Here is an 18728-nt window from a genome sequence, read left to right as displayed (position 1 = left end):
ACCCATCTTGCTGACAATCGCCGCATTTGTTCTCGCACTCAGTCTTCTGATCGCCATTCACGAGTACGGCCACTACCGCATGGCGGTGGCGTGCGGTGTGAAAGTGCTGCGTTTTTCCATCGGCTTTGGACCCGTCGTTTTGCGTTGGACCTCACCCAAATCGGGTACCGAGTTCGCGCTGAGTGCGCTGCCGCTCGGTGGTTACGTGAAGATGCTCGATGAGCGCGAGGCACCTGTGGCAGCTCAGGAGCGCCATCGGGCCTTCAATCTTCAGCCTTTGCGCTCGCGTGTTCTCATCGTCGCTGCGGGCCCGCTGGCAAACCTTGGTCTGGCCGCGTTGCTCTATGCAGCGCTCAACTGGAGCGGTGTGCAAATGGCCGCGCCTGTGCTCGGCGTGCCGGTGTCCGGGTCTGTCGCCGATCGGGCCGGGCTGTTGGGCGGAGAGCGTGTGGCGCGGGCTGGCTATGACGCGGCCGACCTCGAAGTCGACGATCTGCAGCCCGTGCAGTCTTTTGAGGATTTGACTTGGCTCATGAGCCAAGCGGCGCTGGCTGGACGTGACGCACGCCTGCTGCTCGATGATGGGACGCAGGTCCGGCTCGGTCTGGCCGCCCTGGAGGCGCGCGAGGCTGCCCCGGAGCTGCTTGAACGCATTGGACTCATCGCACCCCTTAGCAAGCCCGAAATCGGTGATCTGTTGGCCGATGGCGCGGCCCAGACCGCCGGCCTGCGCAAGGGAGATAAGGTGCTGAGCGTCGACGATGTGGCGATGCGGGACGGTCGCCAGCTTCGCGAGCTGATCCGTGCCAGCGCAGCCGACGGTGTCGCGAAAGTCCAGCGCTGGCGCATCGACCGGGCCGGCCAGATCCTCGTGGTGGACGTACGGCCTGAAGTCGTGGTGCAGGACGCCTCGACTGTGGGCGACTCGCACTCCATGGGGCGCACGGTCGGAAGAATCGGTGCTTACATAGGCTCCCAGCCTGAAATGCGCTTGGTACGGTACGGCCTGTTCGACGGATTGTGGCTGGGCATCGTCAAGACCTGGGATGTCTCGGCCTTGACACTCAAGACGCTGGGACGGATGGTGATCGGAGAGGCCTCGCTCAAGAACCTGAGCGGTCCCCTGACCATCGCCGATTACGCGGGGCGTTCCGCCAGCTTGGGCCTTTCGGCTTATCTGGTCTTCCTGGCGCTCATCAGTGTGAGTCTCGGCGTGCTCAATTTGCTTCCCTTGCCACTGCTTGATGGTGGGCACCTCATGTATTATCTCTGGGAGGGTCTGACGGGCCGTCCTGTATCCGAGGCCAGCCAGGCTTGGCTCCAGCGATTCGGCGTTGTCGTGCTGGCGCTCATGATGTCCATTGCCCTCGTCAATGACGTCACCCGTTTATTGGGCTGATAACCACGGGTTGATTCCATAAAGGCCGCCCCCATCCCCTGACTGCGCTGTTGATGCTGTTTCCTCGTTTTCGTTTGATGGCCCGGTTCTGGCCGATGGCCCTGCTGGTTGTGTTCTCTGCACTGTTCGCAGTGACGCCTGCGCGAGCGGTCGAACCGTTCACTGTTCGTGACATTCAGGTGGAGGGCCTGCAGCGCGTGGAACCGGGCACGGTGTTCGCCTCGCTGCCGCTGCGCATCGGTGACCGTTATGACGACGACAAGGGCGGCGCCTCCATACGGGCGCTTTTCGCTTTGGGTTTGTTCACCGACGTCCGCCTTGAAGTGAAGGGGGATGTGTTGGTGGTTGTCGTGCAGGAGCGCCCCACCGTGGTGAGCCTGGAATTCAACGGCGTGCGCGAGTTTGACCAAACCGTGCTCACTCAGGCGCTCAAGGACATTGGTCTGGCGGAGGGGCGCCCTTTTGACAAGGCGTTGCTGGATCGGGCCGAGCAGGAACTCAAGCGTCAATACATCAACCGCAGCCTCTACGCGGCCGAGGTGGTCAGCACGGTCACTCCAGCGGAACGTAACCGCGTGGCCTTGAGTTTCAGCGTGACCGAAGGCGAGCCGGCCAAGATCAGTGAGATCCGCATCGCTGGCAACAAGGTGTATTCAGAAGCGACGCTGCGCAACCTGTTTGATTTGGATACTGGCAACTGGATGAGCTGGTACACCAAGTCCAACCGGTATTCACGCGCCAAGCTGAACGCGGACATGGAGACCTTGCGCTCTTACTACCTGGCCCGGGGCTATCTGGAGTTCCGCATCGATTCGACCCAGGTGGCCATGGCTCCGAACAAGCAGGACATGAGCATCACCATCAACGTGACCGAGGGTGAGCGTTTCGTCGTGTCCGCGGTGCGTCTGGCCGGCAACTACCTGGGTCGTGAAGACGAGTTCAAGACCTTGATCACCATCCGTCCTGGTGAGGCTTACAACGCCGATCAAGTTGCCGAGACCGTGCAGGCCTTCACCGAGCATTTTGGCCGTTTCGGCTATGCCTTCGCCCGCGTGAATTCGCAACCCGAGATCGATCGCGCGACCAATCGGGTCGCCCTGGTGCTGAACGCTGAACCCGCGCGACGCGCCTATGTCCGTCGCGTCAACATCGCGGGCAACACACGGACGAGGGATGAAGTCATCCGTCGGGAACTGCGGCAATATGAATCGGCTTGGTACGACGGCGACAAGATCCGCTTGTCTCGCAATCGTGTCGACCGTTTGGGCTATTTCGACCAAGTCACCGTCGAAACCAGCGAAGTCCCCGGCACCTCCGATCAGGTGGACCTGAATCTCAATGTCAAGGAACGGCCCACGGGCAGTTTGACGCTGGGCGCGGGTTATTCCACCAGCGAGGGGTTGGGCTTGCAGTTTGGTATCAGTCAACGTAACGCTTTCGGCAGCGGTAACTCGCTGGGTATCCAGCTGGACACGAGCAAGGTCAATCGCACCGTGGTGCTGAACACCACCGACCCTTATTTCACAGAGGATGGCGTTTCCCGGAGTTTTGATTTGTACGACCGGATTTCCCGGCCCTACACCGATACCTCGGCTTACTCCGTCGAGACCCAGGGCGGCAGCGTGCGCTTCGGCTTGCCGGTGAGTGAGCGCGATACCGTGTACGTCGGAGCCGGCATTGAAAGCACGACCATTGTTCCTGGGAATTACCTGCCTGCTGCCTACGAACGTTACATCAACGAATTCGGCCGCAACAGCTTGGGCTACCCATTGACGCTGGGATGGGGTCGGGATAACCGTGACAGCGCCTTGGTTCCGACCCAGGGCAACTATCTGCGCGCCTCGCTTGAATGGAGTCCGAGTTTCTTCGGGGGTGAATTGCAGTACCTTCGCAGCACGTACCAATACCAGCATTACATCCCTCTGACCAAACAATACACGCTCGCCATGAACAGCGATCTGGGCTGGGGGTTTGCGCTCGGGGATCGTCCCTATCCGATGTTCAAGAACTACTACGGTGGGGGACTGGGCTCGGTCAGAGGTTTTGAACCCGGCAGCCTAGGCCCGCGTGATCCAGACTCGGGCAATAGCTATGGCGGATCTAAGAAATTTAACCTGAACTTTGAACTGCAAGCACCGTTCCCCGGCGCGGGCAACGACCGCACTTTGCGCGTCTACGCCTTCTATGACACGGGCAACGTCTATGGTCCGGACCAGGACATCAGTCCCAGTGACTGGCGCTCTGGCGCGGGCTTGGGTCTGAGCTGGATTTCGCCGATGGGCCCCTTGCGCCTGGCCTACGCCTGGCCCGTGCGCAAGTTCGATGGCGATAGAATCCAACATCTCCAATTCCAGATCGGGACCACATTCTGATGAAGCTGCGCAAATCCTTTGTTGCCTATTGGCTGGCCGTCAGCGCGGGTCTGTTGGCGCTGTTCAGTACGCCGGTTTCCGCTCAACAGTTTCGCCTTGGTTACGTGAGCCTGGATCGCATCATCAAGGAGGCTGCTCCCGCGAAGAATGCCCAGGTCCGTCTTGAACAGGAATTCTCCAAGCGCGAGAAAGAGCTGCAGACTCAGGGAGCGGCGCTCAAGACCCGAGCCGACCAGTTCGAGAAAGATGCCCCCACCTTGTCCGAAAGCCAGCGTTCGGCCCGGCAAAAAGAGCTTGTGGATCTGGACCGTGATTTCCAACGCAATCGCCGTGAGTTCCAAGAGGATCTCAGCCGTCGGCGAAATGAAGAATTGCAGCAGGTCTTTGAGCGCGCCAACCGTGTGGTCAAGCAGGTGGCGGATGCCGAGAAGTACGACCTGATCCTTCAGGAAGCGGTGTATGTCAATCCCAAGCATGACATCACCGACAAGGTCATCCAGGCGCTGAACGCCAGCGCCAAGTAATTCCCAGCCCTCAAGCGTCACGCATGGGTCATGTTGTACTGCGTCTCGGTGCCATCGTCGAGCAACTTGGGGGTGAGTTGCTCGGTGATGCGCACTTGCAAATCGAGCGTCTTGCTCCGCTTGAATCTGCCGACGCCCAGTCCCTGAGCTTCCTCAGCAGCGCCAAGTATCGCGCTCAACTGGCGACGAGCCAGGCGGCCTGTGTGATCGTCGCACCCGCCTTGCGCGATGAGGCGATGGCTCGCTCTGTGCACGGTCTGTCTGGTGGCCCAGCCTGCATCGTCACGCCAGATCCGTATCTTTATTTCGCTCGCCTCACCCAGCTCTGGCAGCGCGCGCGCAGAGCGACCGCACCGGCTGGCCCGCGCATCCACCCTAGTGCCGTGGTGGATGCCCTGGCCCAGGTCGATCCCAGCGCGGTCATTGGTCCGCTTTGCGTGGTGGAGCGGGGTGCGAAGATCGGCGCGCACACATGGCTGAAGTCCCGCGTGACGGTGGGTGAGGACTGCGTGATTGGCGCGCGCTGCATCTTGCATTCAGGCGTGGTCATTGGGGCCGACGGCTTCGGTTTTGCCCCTGTGCGCGCCGACGCTGAAACACGCTGGGAAAAAATTGAACAGCTTGGCGCCGTGCGCATCGGTGACGACGTGGAAATCGGCGCCAACACGTGCATCGACCGGGGCGCCTTGGCGGACACCGTGATCGAGGATGGCGTCAAGCTCGACAACCTGATTCAGATCGCGCACAACGTGCGCGTGGGGCGCAACACGGCCATGGCGGCCTGTGTCGGCGTGGCAGGCTCCGCCATCATCGGCGCCAACTGCACTATTGGCGGGGGAGCGGGCATCGCCGGGCATCTGACCCTTGCCGACAACGTGCATGTGTCCGCGTTTTCGCTGGTTTCCCGATCCTTGCACAAGCCGGGGCATTACACAGGGGCCTTTCCCCTCGATGACCACGCTTCCTGGGAAAGGAATGCTGCCACGCTCAAACAACTCGCCGGTTTACGCGAACGGCTGCGCGCCTTGGAGAAGGCGCATGGCTCCGAATCGAGCGACAAGGCGATTGACAAGAATTGAAGGAACCCGAGAGGAATAAACAATGAGCGCACCCACCACCGACCTGACCCGGCTGGACATCCACCAGATTCTCAAACTGTTGCCGCATCGCTATCCCATCCTGCTGGTGGACCGTGTGCTTGAACTTGAAAAGGGCAAGCGCATCAAGGCGCTGAAGAACGTGACCATGAACGAAGAATTCTTCAATGGTCACTTCCCCAGCCGTCCGGTCATGCCCGGCGTGTTGCAGATCGAGGCCTTGGCCCAAGCCGCGGCGCTGCTGTCCTTTGTGTCGAATGACATCGAGCAGGACGGCAAGAGCATCTACTACTTCGCGGGCATCGACGCTGCGCGCTTCAAGCGCCCGGTGGAGCCAGGCGACCAGTTGATCTTGGAGGTCGAGCTGGAGCGCTCCAAGGCGGGCATCTATAAATTCAAGTCTTGGGCCAGTGTCGACGGCGAGCGCGCCGTCGAGGCCGATATCATGTGCACGATGCGCCGTGTCGATTGAGCCCCCGGGGTAACAAGCAGGAACATCGAGGCGCCATGAGCCGTATCCATCCCACAGCCATCGTCGATCCGAAAGCCGAGTTGGACGCTTCGGTCGAGGTCGGCCCCTACGCCGTCATCGGACCGAACGTGAAGATTGGGGCGGGGACCCAAGTGGGTCCGCATTGTGTGATCGAGGGATACACCACGATTGGCCGCGACAATCAGTTCTTCCAGTTTTCTTCCATCGGTGCAGCACCGCAGGACAAGAAATATGCTGGCGAGCCCACCGAATTGCGCATTGGTGACCGCAATCTGATCCGCGAGTTCTGTACTTTCAACACTGGCACTACGCAGGACGCGGGTGTCACGCAGATTGGCAGCGATAACTGGATCATGGCCTACGTGCATGTCGCGCACGATTGCGTCATTGGCGACCACACCACGATCGCCAACAACGCCACCTTCGCCGGGCATGTGCGGGTGGGCGACTGGGTGACAGTGGGTGGGCTCACGGGCGTGCTGCAGCGCATGCGCATAGGTGCACACGCGATGGTGGGCTTCGCCAGCCACATCAACAAGGATGTGCCTCCTTTCATGGTGGTGGATGGTCATCCGCTTGAAGTGCGCGGCGTCAATCTGACGGGCCTGAAGCGGCGTGAGTTTTCGGAAGCACGTATCCGAGCCATACGTGAGATGCACAAGTTGCTCTACCGCCAAGAGCTCACCCTGGAGCAGTCGCGTGCGGGCATCCTGGCCTTGTCCGTGAACTCGCCGGAACTGGCCGCGGACGTCGCTTTGATGGATGCGTTCTTGTCCACCAGCGCCGCAGGGATCGCCCGTTGAAGACCTTGGCCATGGTTGCTGGGGAAGCCTCCGGTGACCTGCTCGCCGGCTTGCTGCTCGATGGCGTGCAGGCCCGCTGGCCTCAGATGCGCGCACCGGGCAACATGGTGGGCATCGGCGGACCGCAGATGCTGCGACGTGGTTTTCAGGCCTGGTGGCCCAGCGAGAGGCTGGCCGTCAGCGGTTATGTCGAGGTGCTGCGTCGTTACCGCGAATTGGTCGGCATCCGTGACCAATTGCGGCAACGGCTGTTGCGCGAGCGGCCCGATGTCTTCATTGGCGTGGACGCACCGGATTTCAACCTTGATCTTGAACGCGGCCTGCGCGAGGCTGGGATCAAGACCGTTCACTTTGTCTGTCCCTCCATCTGGGCATGGCGTCCGGAGCGGGTGCATAAGATCAAGGCCAGTGTGGACCATGTGCTGTGCATCTTCCCCTTCGAGGTCGAACTGCTCTCGCAGCATGGCATCGCCGCGACCTATGTGGGGCATCCGCTCGCCAATGTGATTCCCCGAACGCCCGACCGCGTGGCGGCACGTGCCGCGCTGGGATTGCCGCCCGACGCTCCCGTGGTGGCTGTCTTGCCCGGTAGCAGAGCCAGCGAGGTCAAGCATCTCGCGGAACGCTTCCTAAGGGCTGCGGCGTTGATGGGGCGGGCAAGACCGGAATTGCACTTCATCGTGCCCGCCGCGCCTGGTCGGCGTGCTGCCATCGAGCAGGCCGTTCGGCGGGTGTTTGGCGCGAGTGCGCAGCCCAATCTGCACATCCTGGACGGACAGTCCCACCAAGCCCTGACCGCCTGTGACGTGACGCTGATCGCCAGCGGGACCGCCACGCTGGAGGCCGCTTTGTTCAAGCGACCGATGGTCATCGCCTACGCAGTCCATTGGCTCACGGCCTCGATCATGAGAGGCAAGAAGCTGCAGCCCTGGATCGGCCTGCCCAACATCCTCTGCCGCGATTTTGTCGTCCCCGAATTGCTGCAAGACGAAGCGCGACCCGAAAAACTTGCTGCCGCCACACTGGCTTGGTTGGATGACCCAGCACGCGTCGCGGCGCTGCAAACCCGTTTCGATGCCCTGCACGCTGAATTACAGCGCGATACTCCCACCCTGGCTGCCGATGCGATCGCCCAGATCCTCCCGGCCTGATGCCGCGCTGGCCGCACAAGCCGCTCAGACCCGCCTGATGTGGGACACGCCCGGCCTGCTCGCCGGTGTGGATGAAGCGGGGCGCGGACCGCTGGCCGGGCCCGTGGTGGCCGCCGCCGTCATCTTGGACGAGTTGAATCCGATCGAAGGTCTGGACGACTCGAAGAAGCTCACGGCCGCGCGGCGTGAGCGGCTGTACGACGAGATCCGGGCCAAGGCCTTGTGCTGCGCCGTGGCCGAGGCCAGCGTGGAGGAGATCGACGCCCTGAATATCCTTCAGGCCACCTTGCTGGCCATGCGGCGCGCCGTCGGGGGACTGCGTTTGAAGCCCTCCAAAGTGCTGGTCGATGGCAACCAGTTGCCGCGCCTGTCCGTGCTGTCCGAGGCCGTGGTGAGGGGCGATGCTTTGGTGCCGGCCATCTCGGCGGCGTCCATCCTGGCCAAGGTGCACCGCGATCGCTGGTGCCTCAGCTATGACCGTGAATTCCCTCAGTACGGTTTCGCCGCTCACAAGGGTTACGGCACGGCAGTGCATCTGGCCGCCTTGCACATGCATGGCGCGTGTCCGCAGCATCGGCGCTCCTTCGCGCCGGTGGCGCAGGTCATGCGCGCCGGGAGTGCATCGTGAGCCTGCCCCAGGCCCAGATCATCAGCTCGCGTGACAATCCTCTGCTGAAGGAGTTGCGTCGGCTGGCGCAGGACAACACGGCCTACCGCAAGTCCGGCACCGCTGGCCGGGTCTGGGTCGAGGGTGACCACCTGGCCCGCGCGGCGCTGTTGCGTGGCTGGCGTCCCGCCTTGGCCGTGTTGGCCGAATCGGCCTGGCTGCACTGGGGCGGGGAGTTCGGCGATGCGAGCCACACTGGCGCGGAACGCACCGTGCTTCTGCCCGACGCCCTGTTCGCCAGCATCAGTGCTCTGGAGTCGTTCTCGCCCGCGCAGGGCCTGGGTCTGGTGTTCGACCTGCCCGTCGAGGCGACCGTTCAGTCTGGGCTGTCCACCGTCGTCCTGGACCGGGTCCAAGACGCAGGCAACGTCGGCTCCATCTTGCGCAGCGCCGCAGCCTTCGGCTGCGCTCAGGTGCTGGCGCTCAAGGGCACGGCGGCGCTATGGAGCCCGAAAGTGCTGCGCGCTGGCATGGGGGCGCACTTCGGCCTGCGCTTGGTCGAGGGCCTGGCCGCAGACGATCTGGCGGTCTTGCAGGTCCCGCTGCTGGTGACCAGCTCTCACCAAGGTGAGCTTTTGCATCGCGCCCATTTGCCCTGGCCGTGTGCCTGGGTCTTGGGCCACGAGGGGCAGGGGGTGGGTGAAGCCTTGATGGCTCGCGCGGCGCTCAAGCTGCGCATTGCCCAACCGGGTGGCGAGGAGTCACTCAACGTGGCCGCTGCCGCCGCCATCTGCCTGCACGCCAGCGCGCTGTCCGGTCCTGCGCTGTCCTGAGCAAGGCCCGTTTTCACGGGTCCGGTACTTTTCTCGCCTTGTGAAAACGCCCCGTGCTGCGGCGCAGCATTTTTTCTTGATATGAGATATTGGATTTCTCATCAAGAAAATTCATCCTTAAGTCTATGATTTAAAAAGAATAAAAAAACTCCAAGTCACTGAGATCCGATCGGCATCGGAAGGGTGGGCACACCTACATTGAACGGGTCGCAAGTCTTATACATGACCTGCGCTTTCCCCTGTATCCACCATGACCCAAGGAGTTCACCATGCCCCAAACCCTGACCGAACAACTCAGCTGTGAGCAACAAGCCGCCGCCCTGGAAAAAGACTGGGCGAGTAATCCCCGCTGGAAAGGTATCGAGCGCGGTTACAGCGCCGCTGACGTCGTGCGCCTGCGCGGATCCTTTCCCATCGAGCACACCGTCGCGCGCCGCACGGCGGAAAAGCTTTGGGATTTGCTGCACACCACGCCGTATGTGAACTGTCTGGGCGCTTTGACGGGTGGGCAGGCCATGCAGCAGGTCAAGGCTGGCGTGAAGGCCATTTACCTGTCGGGCTGGCAGGTGGCGGCCGACAACAACAGCTACGCCTCCATGTACCCCGACCAGTCGCTCTATCCCGTGGATTCCGTGCCCAAGGTGGTGGAGAGCATCAACAACACCTTCCGCCGCGCGGATGAAATCCAGCACGCCAAGGGCGTCAACCCCGGTGACACGGACTACATCGATTACTTCGCGCCCATCGTGGCGGACGCTGAAGCTGGTTTCGGCGGTGTGCTCAATGCCTTTGAACTCATGAAGGCCATGATCCGAGCAGGCGCGGCGGGCGTGCATTGGGAAGACCAGTTGGCGTCCGTCAAGAAATGCGGGCACATGGGTGGCAAGGTGCTGTTGCCCACGCGCGAGTCGTGCCAGAAACTGATCGCCGCGCGCATGGCCGCCGACGTGATGGGCGTGCCGACGCTGGTGATCGCGCGCACCGATGCCGAAGCCGCCGATCTGTTGACCTCCGACTACGACGAGATCGACCAGCCCTTCCTGACCGGCGAACGCACCGCCGAAGGTTTCTTCAAAACCCGCAAGGGACTGGACCAAGCCGTGGCCCGTGCGAACGCCTACGCCCGCTACGCCGATCTGGTGTGGTGTGAGACCGGCACGCCCGACCTGAGCTTCGCGCGCAAGTTTGCCGAGGCCGTGCACAAGGTTCACCCTGGCAAGATGCTGGCCTACAACTGCTCGCCGTCTTTCAACTGGAAGAAGAACCTGGACGACGCCACCATCGCCAAGTTCCAGCGTGAACTTGGCGCCATGGGCTACAGGTACCAGTTCATCACCCTGGCTGGGATCCACAGCATGTGGTTCAACATGTTCGATCTTGCTCAAGACTACGTGCAACGTGGCATGACGGCCTATGTGGACCGCGTGCAAGAGCCAGAGTTCGCGGCGCGTGAGCGTGGCTACACCTTTGTTTCGCACCAGCAGGAGGTGGGCACCGGCTACTTCGACGAGGTGACCACGGCGATCCAGGGCGGGCGCTCCAGCGTGACCGCTCTGACAGGCTCCACCGAGGAAGAGCAGTTCCACTGAGTCGGCCTCCAGACTGAGCCGGTGCGCATCTTTTCAAGACCGGTCTCTACGGAACTTCTTGCGAGGGCCAGCTCTGGGCTGGCCCTCGCTCCGCTATAATTCGAGGCTGTTCAGAAATCAGCGCGCCCGCAGCGCATTTCCTTCGAACCTTCCCTCACCAAAAGCAGCAAAGCCAGGCCCAGTGTGTCCTGGAGATGCCCAGGGCGCGCCCGTAACCAACGGAGTCCCCAGTGCTTTTGTCTCTCCAAGGCGCGCACCAATCGCAGCCTCCCGCCATCCTGGCGCTTGCAGACGGCACGGTCTTTCTCGGCAATTCCATCGGTGCCCCGGGTGCCACGATCGGCGAGGTGGTGTTCAACACCGCCATCACTGGCTACCAGGAAATCCTCACCGACCCGAGCTACTGCCGGCAGATCGTGACCCTCACGTATCCGCACATCGGCAACTACGGCATCAATGCTGAAGATGTCGAAGCCGACAAGGTCCACGCCGCCGGCCTGATCATCAAGGATCTGCCCTTGCTGGCTTCCAACTTCCGCAGCACGGAGACGCTGTCGCAGTACCTGGTGCGCGAGAAGACCGTGGCGATCGCCAACATCGACACGCGCAAACTCACCCGCGTGTTGCGTGACAAGGGTGCTCAGAACGGTGCCATCGTCGCGCTGAAGTCGGGCGAGTCCGTCACCCAGGCGCTGATCGACGATGCCATCGCGCGTGCCAAGGCCGCGCCCAGCATGGCGGGGCAGGATCTGGCCAAGGTGGTCAGCGTGGCGCAGCCCTATGAATGGACCCAGACCGAGTGGCAGTTGGGCAGCGGGTATGGCGTGCTGGAGCAAGCCATGTTCCACGTCGTTGCCTACGATTTCGGCGTGAAGAAGAACATCCTGCGCATGCTCGCTTCGCGGGGTGTCAAGGTCACGGTGGTGCCCGCGCAGACTTCCGCCGCCGAGGTGCTCAAGTACCAACCCGATGGCGTGTTTCTCAGCAACGGCCCCGGAGACCCGGAGCCTTGCGACTACGCGATCACGGCGACGAGGGAATTTTTGTCCCGAGGCCTGCCGACATTCGGCATCTGCCTCGGACACCAGATTCTTGGGTTGGCGCTCGGCGCCAAGACATTCAAGATGAAGACCGGCCATCACGGTGCCAACCATCCGGTGAAGAATCTGGACACGGGTCGTGTCAGCATCACCAGCCAAAACCATGGTTTCGCCGTCGACCCGAAGACCTTGCCGGCCAGCAGTCGCGAAACCCACGTGTCGCTGTTCGACGGCACCTTGCAAGGCTTCGAATGCACGGACAAGCCGGCTTTCGGGTTCCAGGGCCACCCCGAGGCGTCGCCTGGTCCGCATGACATTGCTTATCTGTTTGACCGCTTCGTCAAATTGATGGAAGCCCGCGCATGAGTTTCTACGGCGTCACCGATCTTTGGACCTATGTGCTCGGTGCCATTGGCATCGTCTTGCTGCCTGGCCCCAACTCCCTGTTCGTGCTGTCGGTGGCCACGGCGCGTGGCGTACGTGTCGGCTACCACGCCGCCTGCGGCGTGTTCCTGGGCGACAGCATCCTGCTGCTGTTCACGGCTCTGGGGGCGGCCAGTCTGCTGCGCGGCTACCCAGCGCTGTTCATGGTCGTGAAGTACGTCGGTGCCGCTTATCTGTTCTGGGTGGGCATGAATCTGGCGTGGTCAGCGTGGCGCAAGTGGCGCGCCGCAGGCATCGCCACGCAGCTTGTTGAACCAACAGCCCTTGCGGCAGCCCAGTCGGCGCATTTGCTGGCACCTTTTCAGCGTGCGCTGGTCATCAGCTTGCTAAACCCCAAGGCCATCCTGTTCCTGTTGTCGTTTTTCGTGCAATTCATCGATCCTGCCTACGACACGCCCGCGATCCCATTTCTGATTCTCAGCGTCATCGTGATGGCTTTCAGCGCCGTGTATCTCTCGGTGCTGATCGTCGCAGGCGCGCGCCTGGCCGATGCTTTTCGCCAACGTCGGCGCACGTCGGCCGGTCTGTCCGGCGCCGTGGGCGCCTTGTTCCTGTGGTTCGGCACCAAGCTCGCCACGGCCAGTCTGAACTGAATTCCAAGTAAGCCATGCCCAAACGTACAGACATTCAAAGCATCCTCATCATCGGCGCCGGTCCCATCATCATCGGCCAGGCCTGTGAGTTCGACTACTCCGGCGTGCAGGCCTGCAAGGCTTTGCGCGAGGAGGGCTACAAGGTCATCCTGATCAACAGCAATCCCGCGACGATCATGACCGACCCCGCCACGGCCGACGTGACCTACATCGAGCCCATCACATGGCAGACGGTCGAAAAGATCATCGCCAAGGAAAAACCCGATGCCATCCTGCCCACCATGGGCGGGCAGACCGCGCTGAACTGCGCGCTGGACCTCTGGCGCCATGGCGTGCTGCACAAGTACAAGGTGGAACTGATTGGCGCGACGCCCGAAGCCATCGACAAGGCCGAGGACCGCCTGAAGTTCAAGGAAGCGATGACGCGCATTGGCCTCGGTTCCGCGCGCTCTGGGATCGCGCATAGCCTGGACGAAGCCTGGGCTGTGCAGAAGACCGTGGGGTTCCCCGTTGTCATCCGTCCGAGTTTCACCTTGGGCGGCACGGGCGGCGGAATCGCCTACAACCCCGAGGAATTTGAGACGATCTGCAAGCGGGGCCTCGAAGCCTCGCCAACATCCGAGCTGCTGATCGAAGAGTCGCTGGTGGGCTGGAAAGAGTACGAGATGGAAGTTGTCCGCGATAAGGCCGACAACTGCATCATTGTCTGCTCGATCGAGAACCTGGACCCGATGGGCGTGCACACCGGAGACTCCATCACTGTCGCGCCGGCGCAGACGCTGACCGACAAGGAGTACCAAGTCATGCGCAACGCCTCGCTGGCGGTGCTGCGCGAGATCGGTGTGGACACGGGTGGCTCGAACGTGCAGTTCTCGATCAATCCGGCCGATGGGCGCATGATCGTGATCGAGATGAACCCACGGGTGTCGCGTTCCTCCGCGTTGGCGTCCAAGGCGACAGGCTTTCCGATCGCCAAGGTCGCGGCCAAGCTGGCCGTCGGGTACACGCTGGACGAATTGAAGAACGAGATCACGGGCGGCGCCACGCCAGCGTCCTTCGAGCCCTCGATTGACTATGTGGTCACCAAGATCCCGCGCTTCGCCTTCGAGAAATTCCCCACGGCTGACAGCCGCCTGACCACGCAGATGAAGTCGGTGGGCGAGGTGATGGCCATGGGCCGCACCTTTCAGGAATCTTTCCAGAAGGCCTTGCGCGGCCTTGAGGTCGGCGTGGATGGCATGAACGAGAAGACCAAGGACCGTGAGCTGCTCGAAAAGGAACTGGGCGAACCTGGTCCCGAGCGAATCTGGTATGTGGGCGACGCTTTTGCCGCCGGTTTCACGCTGGACGAAGTGCATGACCTCACCAAGATCGACAAGTGGTTCCTGGTGCAGATCGAACAGATCGTGAAGATCGAGCTCGACATCGACAAGCTGGTCGAGGCCAAGGGCGCAGGCGCGCTGGCTGCCCTGGATGCCGCGACCCTGCGCGAGCTAAAGAAAAAAGGGTTCTCCGACCGGCGGCTCGCCAAGCTCTTGAAGACCAACGAACAAGCCGTGCGCGAGGCTCGCCGCAAGCTGAATGTACGTCCGGTCTACAAGCGCGTGGACACCTGCGCGGCTGAATTCGCGAGCAAGACCGCCTACATGTACTCGACCTACGAGGACGAGTGCGAGGCCGAGCCAACGAACAACAAGAAAATCATGGTGCTGGGTGGCGGACCCAACCGCATCGGCCAGGGCATCGAATTCGACTACTGCTGCGTGCACGCCGCGCTCGCCATGCGCGAAGACGGTTACGAGACCATCATGGTCAACTGCAATCCGGAGACGGTCTCGACCGACTACGACACCAGCGATCGCCTCTACTTCGAGCCGCTGACGCTGGAAGACGTGCTGGAGATCGTGGACAAGGAAAAGCCCCTGGGCGTGATCGTGCAGTACGGCGGTCAGACGCCGCTCAAGCTCGCGCTGGGCCTGGAAGCCAATGGCGTGCCCATCATTGGCACCAGCCCGGACATGATCGATGCGGCTGAAGACCGCGAGCGCTTCCAAAAGCTGCTGCACGAGCTCAAGCTGTTGCAGCCGCCGAACGCCACCGCGCGCACCGAGCCTGAGGCGCTCGAAAAGGCCCAGGCTCTTGGGTATCCGCTGGTGGTGCGCCCGAGCTACGTGCTGGGTGGCCGCGCCATGGAAATCGTCCACGAGCAACGCGACTTGGAGCGCTACATGCGCGAAGCGGTGAAGGTCAGCAACGATTCACCGGTTCTGCTGGACCGCTTCCTGAATGACGCCATCGAATGCGACGTGGACTGCGTGCGTGACAAGTCGGGCCGCACCTACATTGGTGGTGTCATGGAGCACATCGAGCAGGCTGGTGTGCACAGCGGGGACTCCGCCTGTTCCCTGCCGCCGTATTACTTGTCCAAGGCCACGGTGGACGAACTCAAGCGCCAGACTTCCGCGATGGCCAATGCCTTGCAGGTCGTGGGCCTGATGAATGTGCAGTTCGCGATCCAACAGATTGAAAAGAACGGAACGATCCAGGACGTGATCTACGTGCTGGAAGTCAACCCGCGTGCCAGCCGCACCGTGCCTTTCGTCAGCAAGGCTACCGGTGTGCAATTGGCCAAGGTGGCCGCGCGTTGCATGGCCGGCCAGACGCTGGATCAGCAGGGCGTCGGTGCCGAAGTCACGCCGCCTTACTACAGCGTCAAGGAGGCCGTCTTCCCCTTCGTCAAGTTCCCGGGCGTGGACACCATCTTGGGGCCGGAGATGAAGTCCACCGGCGAAGTCATGGGCGTGGGCAAGACCTTCGGCGAAGCTTTCGTCAAGAGCCAACTCGGCGCGGGCACCAAGCTGCCCAAGTCTGGACCCGGCGCGGGCAAAGCCTTCATCTCCGTCAAGGGCAGTGACAAGCCGCGTGCCGTCGAGGTGGCGCGGGGCCTGATCGAACAAGGCTTCACGATCGTGGCCACCAAGGGCACGGCGGCCGCCATTCAGGCCGCGGGCCTATCCTGCGAAGTCATCAACAAGGTGACCGAGGGCCGTCCCAACATCGTGGACATGATCAAGAACGAGGAAATCGCCCTGGTCATCAATACGGTGGAGGAGCGGCGCAACGCGATCGCGGATTCGCGTCATATCCGCACCTCGGCTCTCCTGGGCCGTGTCACGACCTACACGACGATTGCGGGCGCGGAAGCGGCGGTCGAAGGCATGAAGTACATCGACAACCTCGATGTCTACTCCGTGCAGGAACTGCACGCCCAGCTGGGTTGATCACATGTGTGCTGTGGGCTGCTGCAGGTAGCACGACCTGCAGCCAGTGGGTGTGGCATGCCGCGCTGCTTGGTCTGTTCTGCCGTCGTGCCGCTGGCCGCCACGGCGTTCGATAGCGGCTGAGATGGAGGGCCTTGGTGGCACACAGCTTCAGTCGTTTCGGGTTGTGTGTCGCTTGCCATTCGCGGCATAATTCTGGCTCGAGACCGCCGAGCGGCAACGCCCGGCGGTTTGCTTTTTTCTTGATGAAAACGGAGTACGACGTGGCCACCATTCCGATCACCCTGCGCGGCGCGGAAAAGCTCAAGACCGAATTGCACCGCCTGAAGACCGTCGATCGCCCCGCCGTCATCAATGCCATTGCAGAGGCCCGTGCCCAAGGCGATCTGAGCGAAAACGCCGAGTACGACGCGGCCAAGGACAGACAAGGGTTCATTGAGGGCCGCATCCAGGAGATCGAGGGCAAGCTCTCCGCCGCTCAGGTCATTGACCCCGCTGGCCTGGATGCCGGCGGCAAGGTGGTTTTCGGCGCCACCGTGGAGCTAGAGGACGAAGCCACTGGCGATAGCGTGACCTACCAGATCGTTGGAGAGGACGAGGCGGACCTCAAGCAAGGCCTGATCAACGTCAGCAGCCCGATCGCGCGCGCGTTGATCGGTAAGGAGGAGGGCGACACGGCGGAAGTCCAGGCCCCTGGTGGCGTGAAGCGCTACGAGATCGTGGCCGTTTCCTACCGCTGAGTCACTCGTCCGTCCAGATTCGACACGTATGCAACGCTTTCTGTCATCCCTTCCCGCCTGGGTAGCTGCTCTGTGGTGGGGCAGTCTCACCACCATAGGCTTTCTGGTGGTTCCTCTGCTGTTCGTTCATCTGGACACACCCGCGATGGCGGGACGTATGGCTGCGCATCTGTTCACGGCCCAAACTTGGGTCACGGTGGCCTGTACGCTCCTGCTGCTCATGGGGTCACGGGCTCGGGGGCAAGACAGCTTGTCGCCGTCAAAGTCGGCGCTGGTGTCGGCTCGTCAGCCGATCCTGGCGGGCTTGCTTCTCGCGCTGCTTGTCGAACTCGTGGTGGCTCCGCGTATCGTCGCCCGGGAGAATCTGGCCGTCTGGCATCGCCTGGGCAGCGCCTTCTATTTACTTCAATGGCTTTGTGCCGGCTGGACGTTCTGGCGTCTGAGCCGACCAGCGCCGGCTCGTCACGACTGAGTAGGCTGACTATGCACGGTGCCCTCACAGCGAGGGGCGCCGGGCTTGCTCAATCGCTAGCTTTTAGGCTTGGCTGCGCTTCTTAACGCTGGTGGGGCGGGGCTTCTTGGCCCGCTTCACCTTGCCGCCGGGGGTCAGGCGTTGGTTGCCTAGCACCCGCAGCACTTTCACTTCGGGACGTTGCCCTCCCTTTTTGCTGAACTTCAGCACCTTGACGTCGCGAGGGCCAGGCCTACGGTCTTCGTCAATGGTCCGTTCCTTCTCGGGGATGGGGCGCCATAGCACCAGCAATTTGCCAATATGCTGGATTGGCGCGGCATTCAGTTCATCCGCCAGAGTAGTCAGTATGGTTTCGCGCTCAACACGTTCATCTGAAAAGACCCTGACCTTGATGAGACCATGGGCCTTCAGCGCGGCATCGACTTCTTTTTTGACGGCGGGCGTCAGTCCGTCCCCACCGATCATGACCACAGGGTCCAGGTGGTGGGCTTCGGCCCGATGTTCTTTGCGCTGCGCGACGGTGAGTTGAATGGCTGACATGGGGCTATTATCCCCTGGATATGAAAATACAGACCAAGAGCAAAAAGGTCAACAAGGCGTGGCTCAACGACCATGTGAACGACCCCTACGTCAAGCTCGCGCAGAAGGAGGGTTACCGCGCACGCGCGGCTTACAAGCTCAAGGAAATCGACGAAACCTTGCGGCTGGTCAAGCCCGGACAGGTCATCGTTGATCTGGGGTGCGCGCCTGGCGCCTGGAGCCAGTACCTGCGCCGGCGTCTAGCGCCCCAGGGCGCAGCGGTGGGGGAGCTCAATGGCAGCGTGATCGGACTCGATCTCTTGCCCATGGAGCCGATCGAGGGCGTTCAGTACATCCAGGGGGATTTCCGGGAGGCCGCAGTCTTGGCGCAATTGGAGGCACTGCTGCAGGGGCGACCTGTGGACCTGGTGGTTTCCGACATGGCGCCGAACCTGTCGGGTGTGGCGTCAGTCGATACCGCTCGTGTGGAGGAGCTGGTTGCCCTGGCCATCGACTTCTGTAATGCGCATCTCAAGCCCTCGGGCACGCTCGTGGCCAAGGTGTTTCATGGCAGCGGCTACAACGAACTGCTGGCTTTGTTTAAAAACAACTTCAAAACCGTGAAGCCCCTGAAACCCAAGGCCTCTCGTGACCGGTCATCCGAGACTTTTTTGATTGGTTCGGGTCTGAAATCGCATTGAACTGCCCTGAAGCACCGCTAACCCCCTTGTGTGGTGCGTCAGCGCGCAAAAAACGGCAAATGAAGCCCCT

Annotated in this window: 17 protein-coding genes; 16 read left to right on the top strand and 1 reads right to left on the bottom strand. The window is 61.9% G+C overall.

The window, feature by feature from the left end; all coding sequences use genetic code 11:
* Positions 1-4 precede the first annotated feature (4 nt).
* The 15 genes from rseP to HGR_RS12500 all read left to right on the top strand — a co-directional run bounded on the left by rseP (position 5) and on the right by HGR_RS12500 (position 17438).
* Positions 5-1399, top strand: coding sequence for an RIP metalloprotease RseP (gene rseP, locus HGR_RS12570; protein ID WP_039853493.1), 1395 nt, complete (start codon positions 5-7; stop codon positions 1397-1399).
* Between the two features lie 53 nt (positions 1400-1452).
* Entirely contained in the window at positions 1453-3771 is a 2319-nt protein-coding gene (gene bamA, locus HGR_RS12565; protein WP_006298647.1) for an outer membrane protein assembly factor BamA, read from the top strand.
* Positions 3771-4295, top strand: coding sequence for an OmpH family outer membrane protein (locus HGR_RS12560; RefSeq protein WP_006298646.1), 525 nt, complete (start codon positions 3771-3773; stop codon positions 4293-4295). Before bamA ends, HGR_RS12560 begins: the two co-directional genes overlap by 1 nt.
* 23 nt (positions 4296-4318) lie before the next feature.
* Positions 4319-5374 (top strand): UDP-3-O-(3-hydroxymyristoyl)glucosamine N-acyltransferase, encoded by a 1056-nt coding sequence (gene lpxD, locus HGR_RS12555; protein ID WP_039853466.1) that lies wholly within the window; start codon positions 4319-4321, stop codon positions 5372-5374.
* Positions 5375-5396: 22 nt separating this feature from the next.
* Complete coding sequence (gene fabZ / locus HGR_RS12550) at positions 5397-5864, top strand: 3-hydroxyacyl-ACP dehydratase FabZ (protein ID WP_006298644.1); 468 nt, start codon at positions 5397-5399, stop codon at positions 5862-5864.
* Between the two features lie 35 nt (positions 5865-5899).
* Positions 5900-6688 carry an acyl-ACP--UDP-N-acetylglucosamine O-acyltransferase gene (gene lpxA, locus HGR_RS12545; RefSeq protein ID WP_006298643.1) on the top strand — a complete coding sequence of 263 codons (789 nt, stop codon included), beginning with the start codon at positions 5900-5902 and terminating at the stop codon, positions 6686-6688.
* An 11-nt stretch (positions 6689-6699) separates the two neighbouring features.
* Positions 6700-7839 carry a lipid-A-disaccharide synthase gene (gene lpxB / locus HGR_RS12540; RefSeq protein WP_039853489.1) on the top strand — a complete coding sequence of 380 codons (1140 nt, stop codon included), beginning with the start codon at positions 6700-6702 and terminating at the stop codon, positions 7837-7839.
* Positions 7811-8467: a ribonuclease HII gene (gene rnhB / locus HGR_RS12535; protein WP_039853464.1), complete on the top strand. Its 657-nt coding sequence runs from the start codon at positions 7811-7813 to the stop codon at positions 8465-8467. The genes lpxB and rnhB overlap by 29 nt, the downstream gene beginning before the upstream one ends.
* A complete protein-coding gene (locus tag HGR_RS12530; RefSeq protein ID WP_406564784.1) occupies positions 8461-9279 on the top strand; it encodes a TrmH family RNA methyltransferase in 819 nt (272 codons plus the stop codon). Before rnhB ends, HGR_RS12530 begins: the two co-directional genes overlap by 7 nt.
* Positions 9280-9548: 269 nt before the next feature.
* Positions 9549-10868 (top strand): isocitrate lyase, encoded by a 1320-nt coding sequence (gene aceA / locus HGR_RS12525; protein WP_006298639.1) that lies wholly within the window; start codon positions 9549-9551, stop codon positions 10866-10868.
* Positions 10869-11098: 230 nt separating this feature from the next.
* Positions 11099-12274 carry a glutamine-hydrolyzing carbamoyl-phosphate synthase small subunit gene (carA, locus tag HGR_RS12520; RefSeq protein ID WP_006298638.1) on the top strand — a complete coding sequence of 392 codons (1176 nt, stop codon included), beginning with the start codon at positions 11099-11101 and terminating at the stop codon, positions 12272-12274.
* Complete coding sequence (leuE, locus tag HGR_RS12515) at positions 12271-12945, top strand: leucine efflux protein LeuE (protein ID WP_006298637.1); 675 nt, start codon at positions 12271-12273, stop codon at positions 12943-12945. Before carA ends, leuE begins: the two co-directional genes overlap by 4 nt.
* Positions 12946-12959: 14 nt before the next feature.
* The gene (gene carB / locus HGR_RS12510) at positions 12960-16226 is read left to right on the top strand and encodes a carbamoyl-phosphate synthase large subunit (protein WP_006298636.1); all 3267 of its coding nucleotides are present in this window, start codon (positions 12960-12962) and stop codon (positions 16224-16226) included.
* Between the two features lie 263 nt (positions 16227-16489).
* Positions 16490-16966 carry a transcription elongation factor GreA gene (greA, locus tag HGR_RS12505; protein ID WP_006298635.1) on the top strand — a complete coding sequence of 159 codons (477 nt, stop codon included), beginning with the start codon at positions 16490-16492 and terminating at the stop codon, positions 16964-16966.
* 28 nt (positions 16967-16994) lie between these two features.
* A complete protein-coding gene (locus HGR_RS12500) occupies positions 16995-17438 on the top strand; it encodes a DUF4149 domain-containing protein (protein WP_039853462.1) in 444 nt (147 codons plus the stop codon).
* Positions 17439-17501: 63 nt separating this feature from the next.
* Here the strand turns inward: HGR_RS12500 and HGR_RS12495 are convergent, their stop codons facing one another.
* On the bottom strand, positions 17502-17978 hold the full coding sequence (locus tag HGR_RS12495; RefSeq protein WP_006298633.1) for a YhbY family RNA-binding protein: 477 nt from the start codon (positions 17976-17978) through the stop codon (positions 17502-17504).
* A 20-nt stretch (positions 17979-17998) separates the two neighbouring features.
* On the opposite strand from HGR_RS12495, the gene HGR_RS12490 reads away from it, so the two are divergent.
* A complete protein-coding gene (locus HGR_RS12490) occupies positions 17999-18658 on the top strand; it encodes an RlmE family RNA methyltransferase (RefSeq protein WP_006298632.1) in 660 nt (219 codons plus the stop codon).
* Positions 18659-18728 lie beyond the last annotated feature (70 nt).

The sequence above is a fragment of the Hylemonella gracilis ATCC 19624 genome, from assembly GCF_000211835.1.
GTDB classification, from domain to species: Bacteria; Pseudomonadota; Gammaproteobacteria; order Burkholderiales; family Burkholderiaceae_C; genus Hylemonella; species Hylemonella gracilis.
Note: the sequence above shows the minus strand (reverse complement) of the source record. Positions and strands in the feature narration are given on the sequence as shown.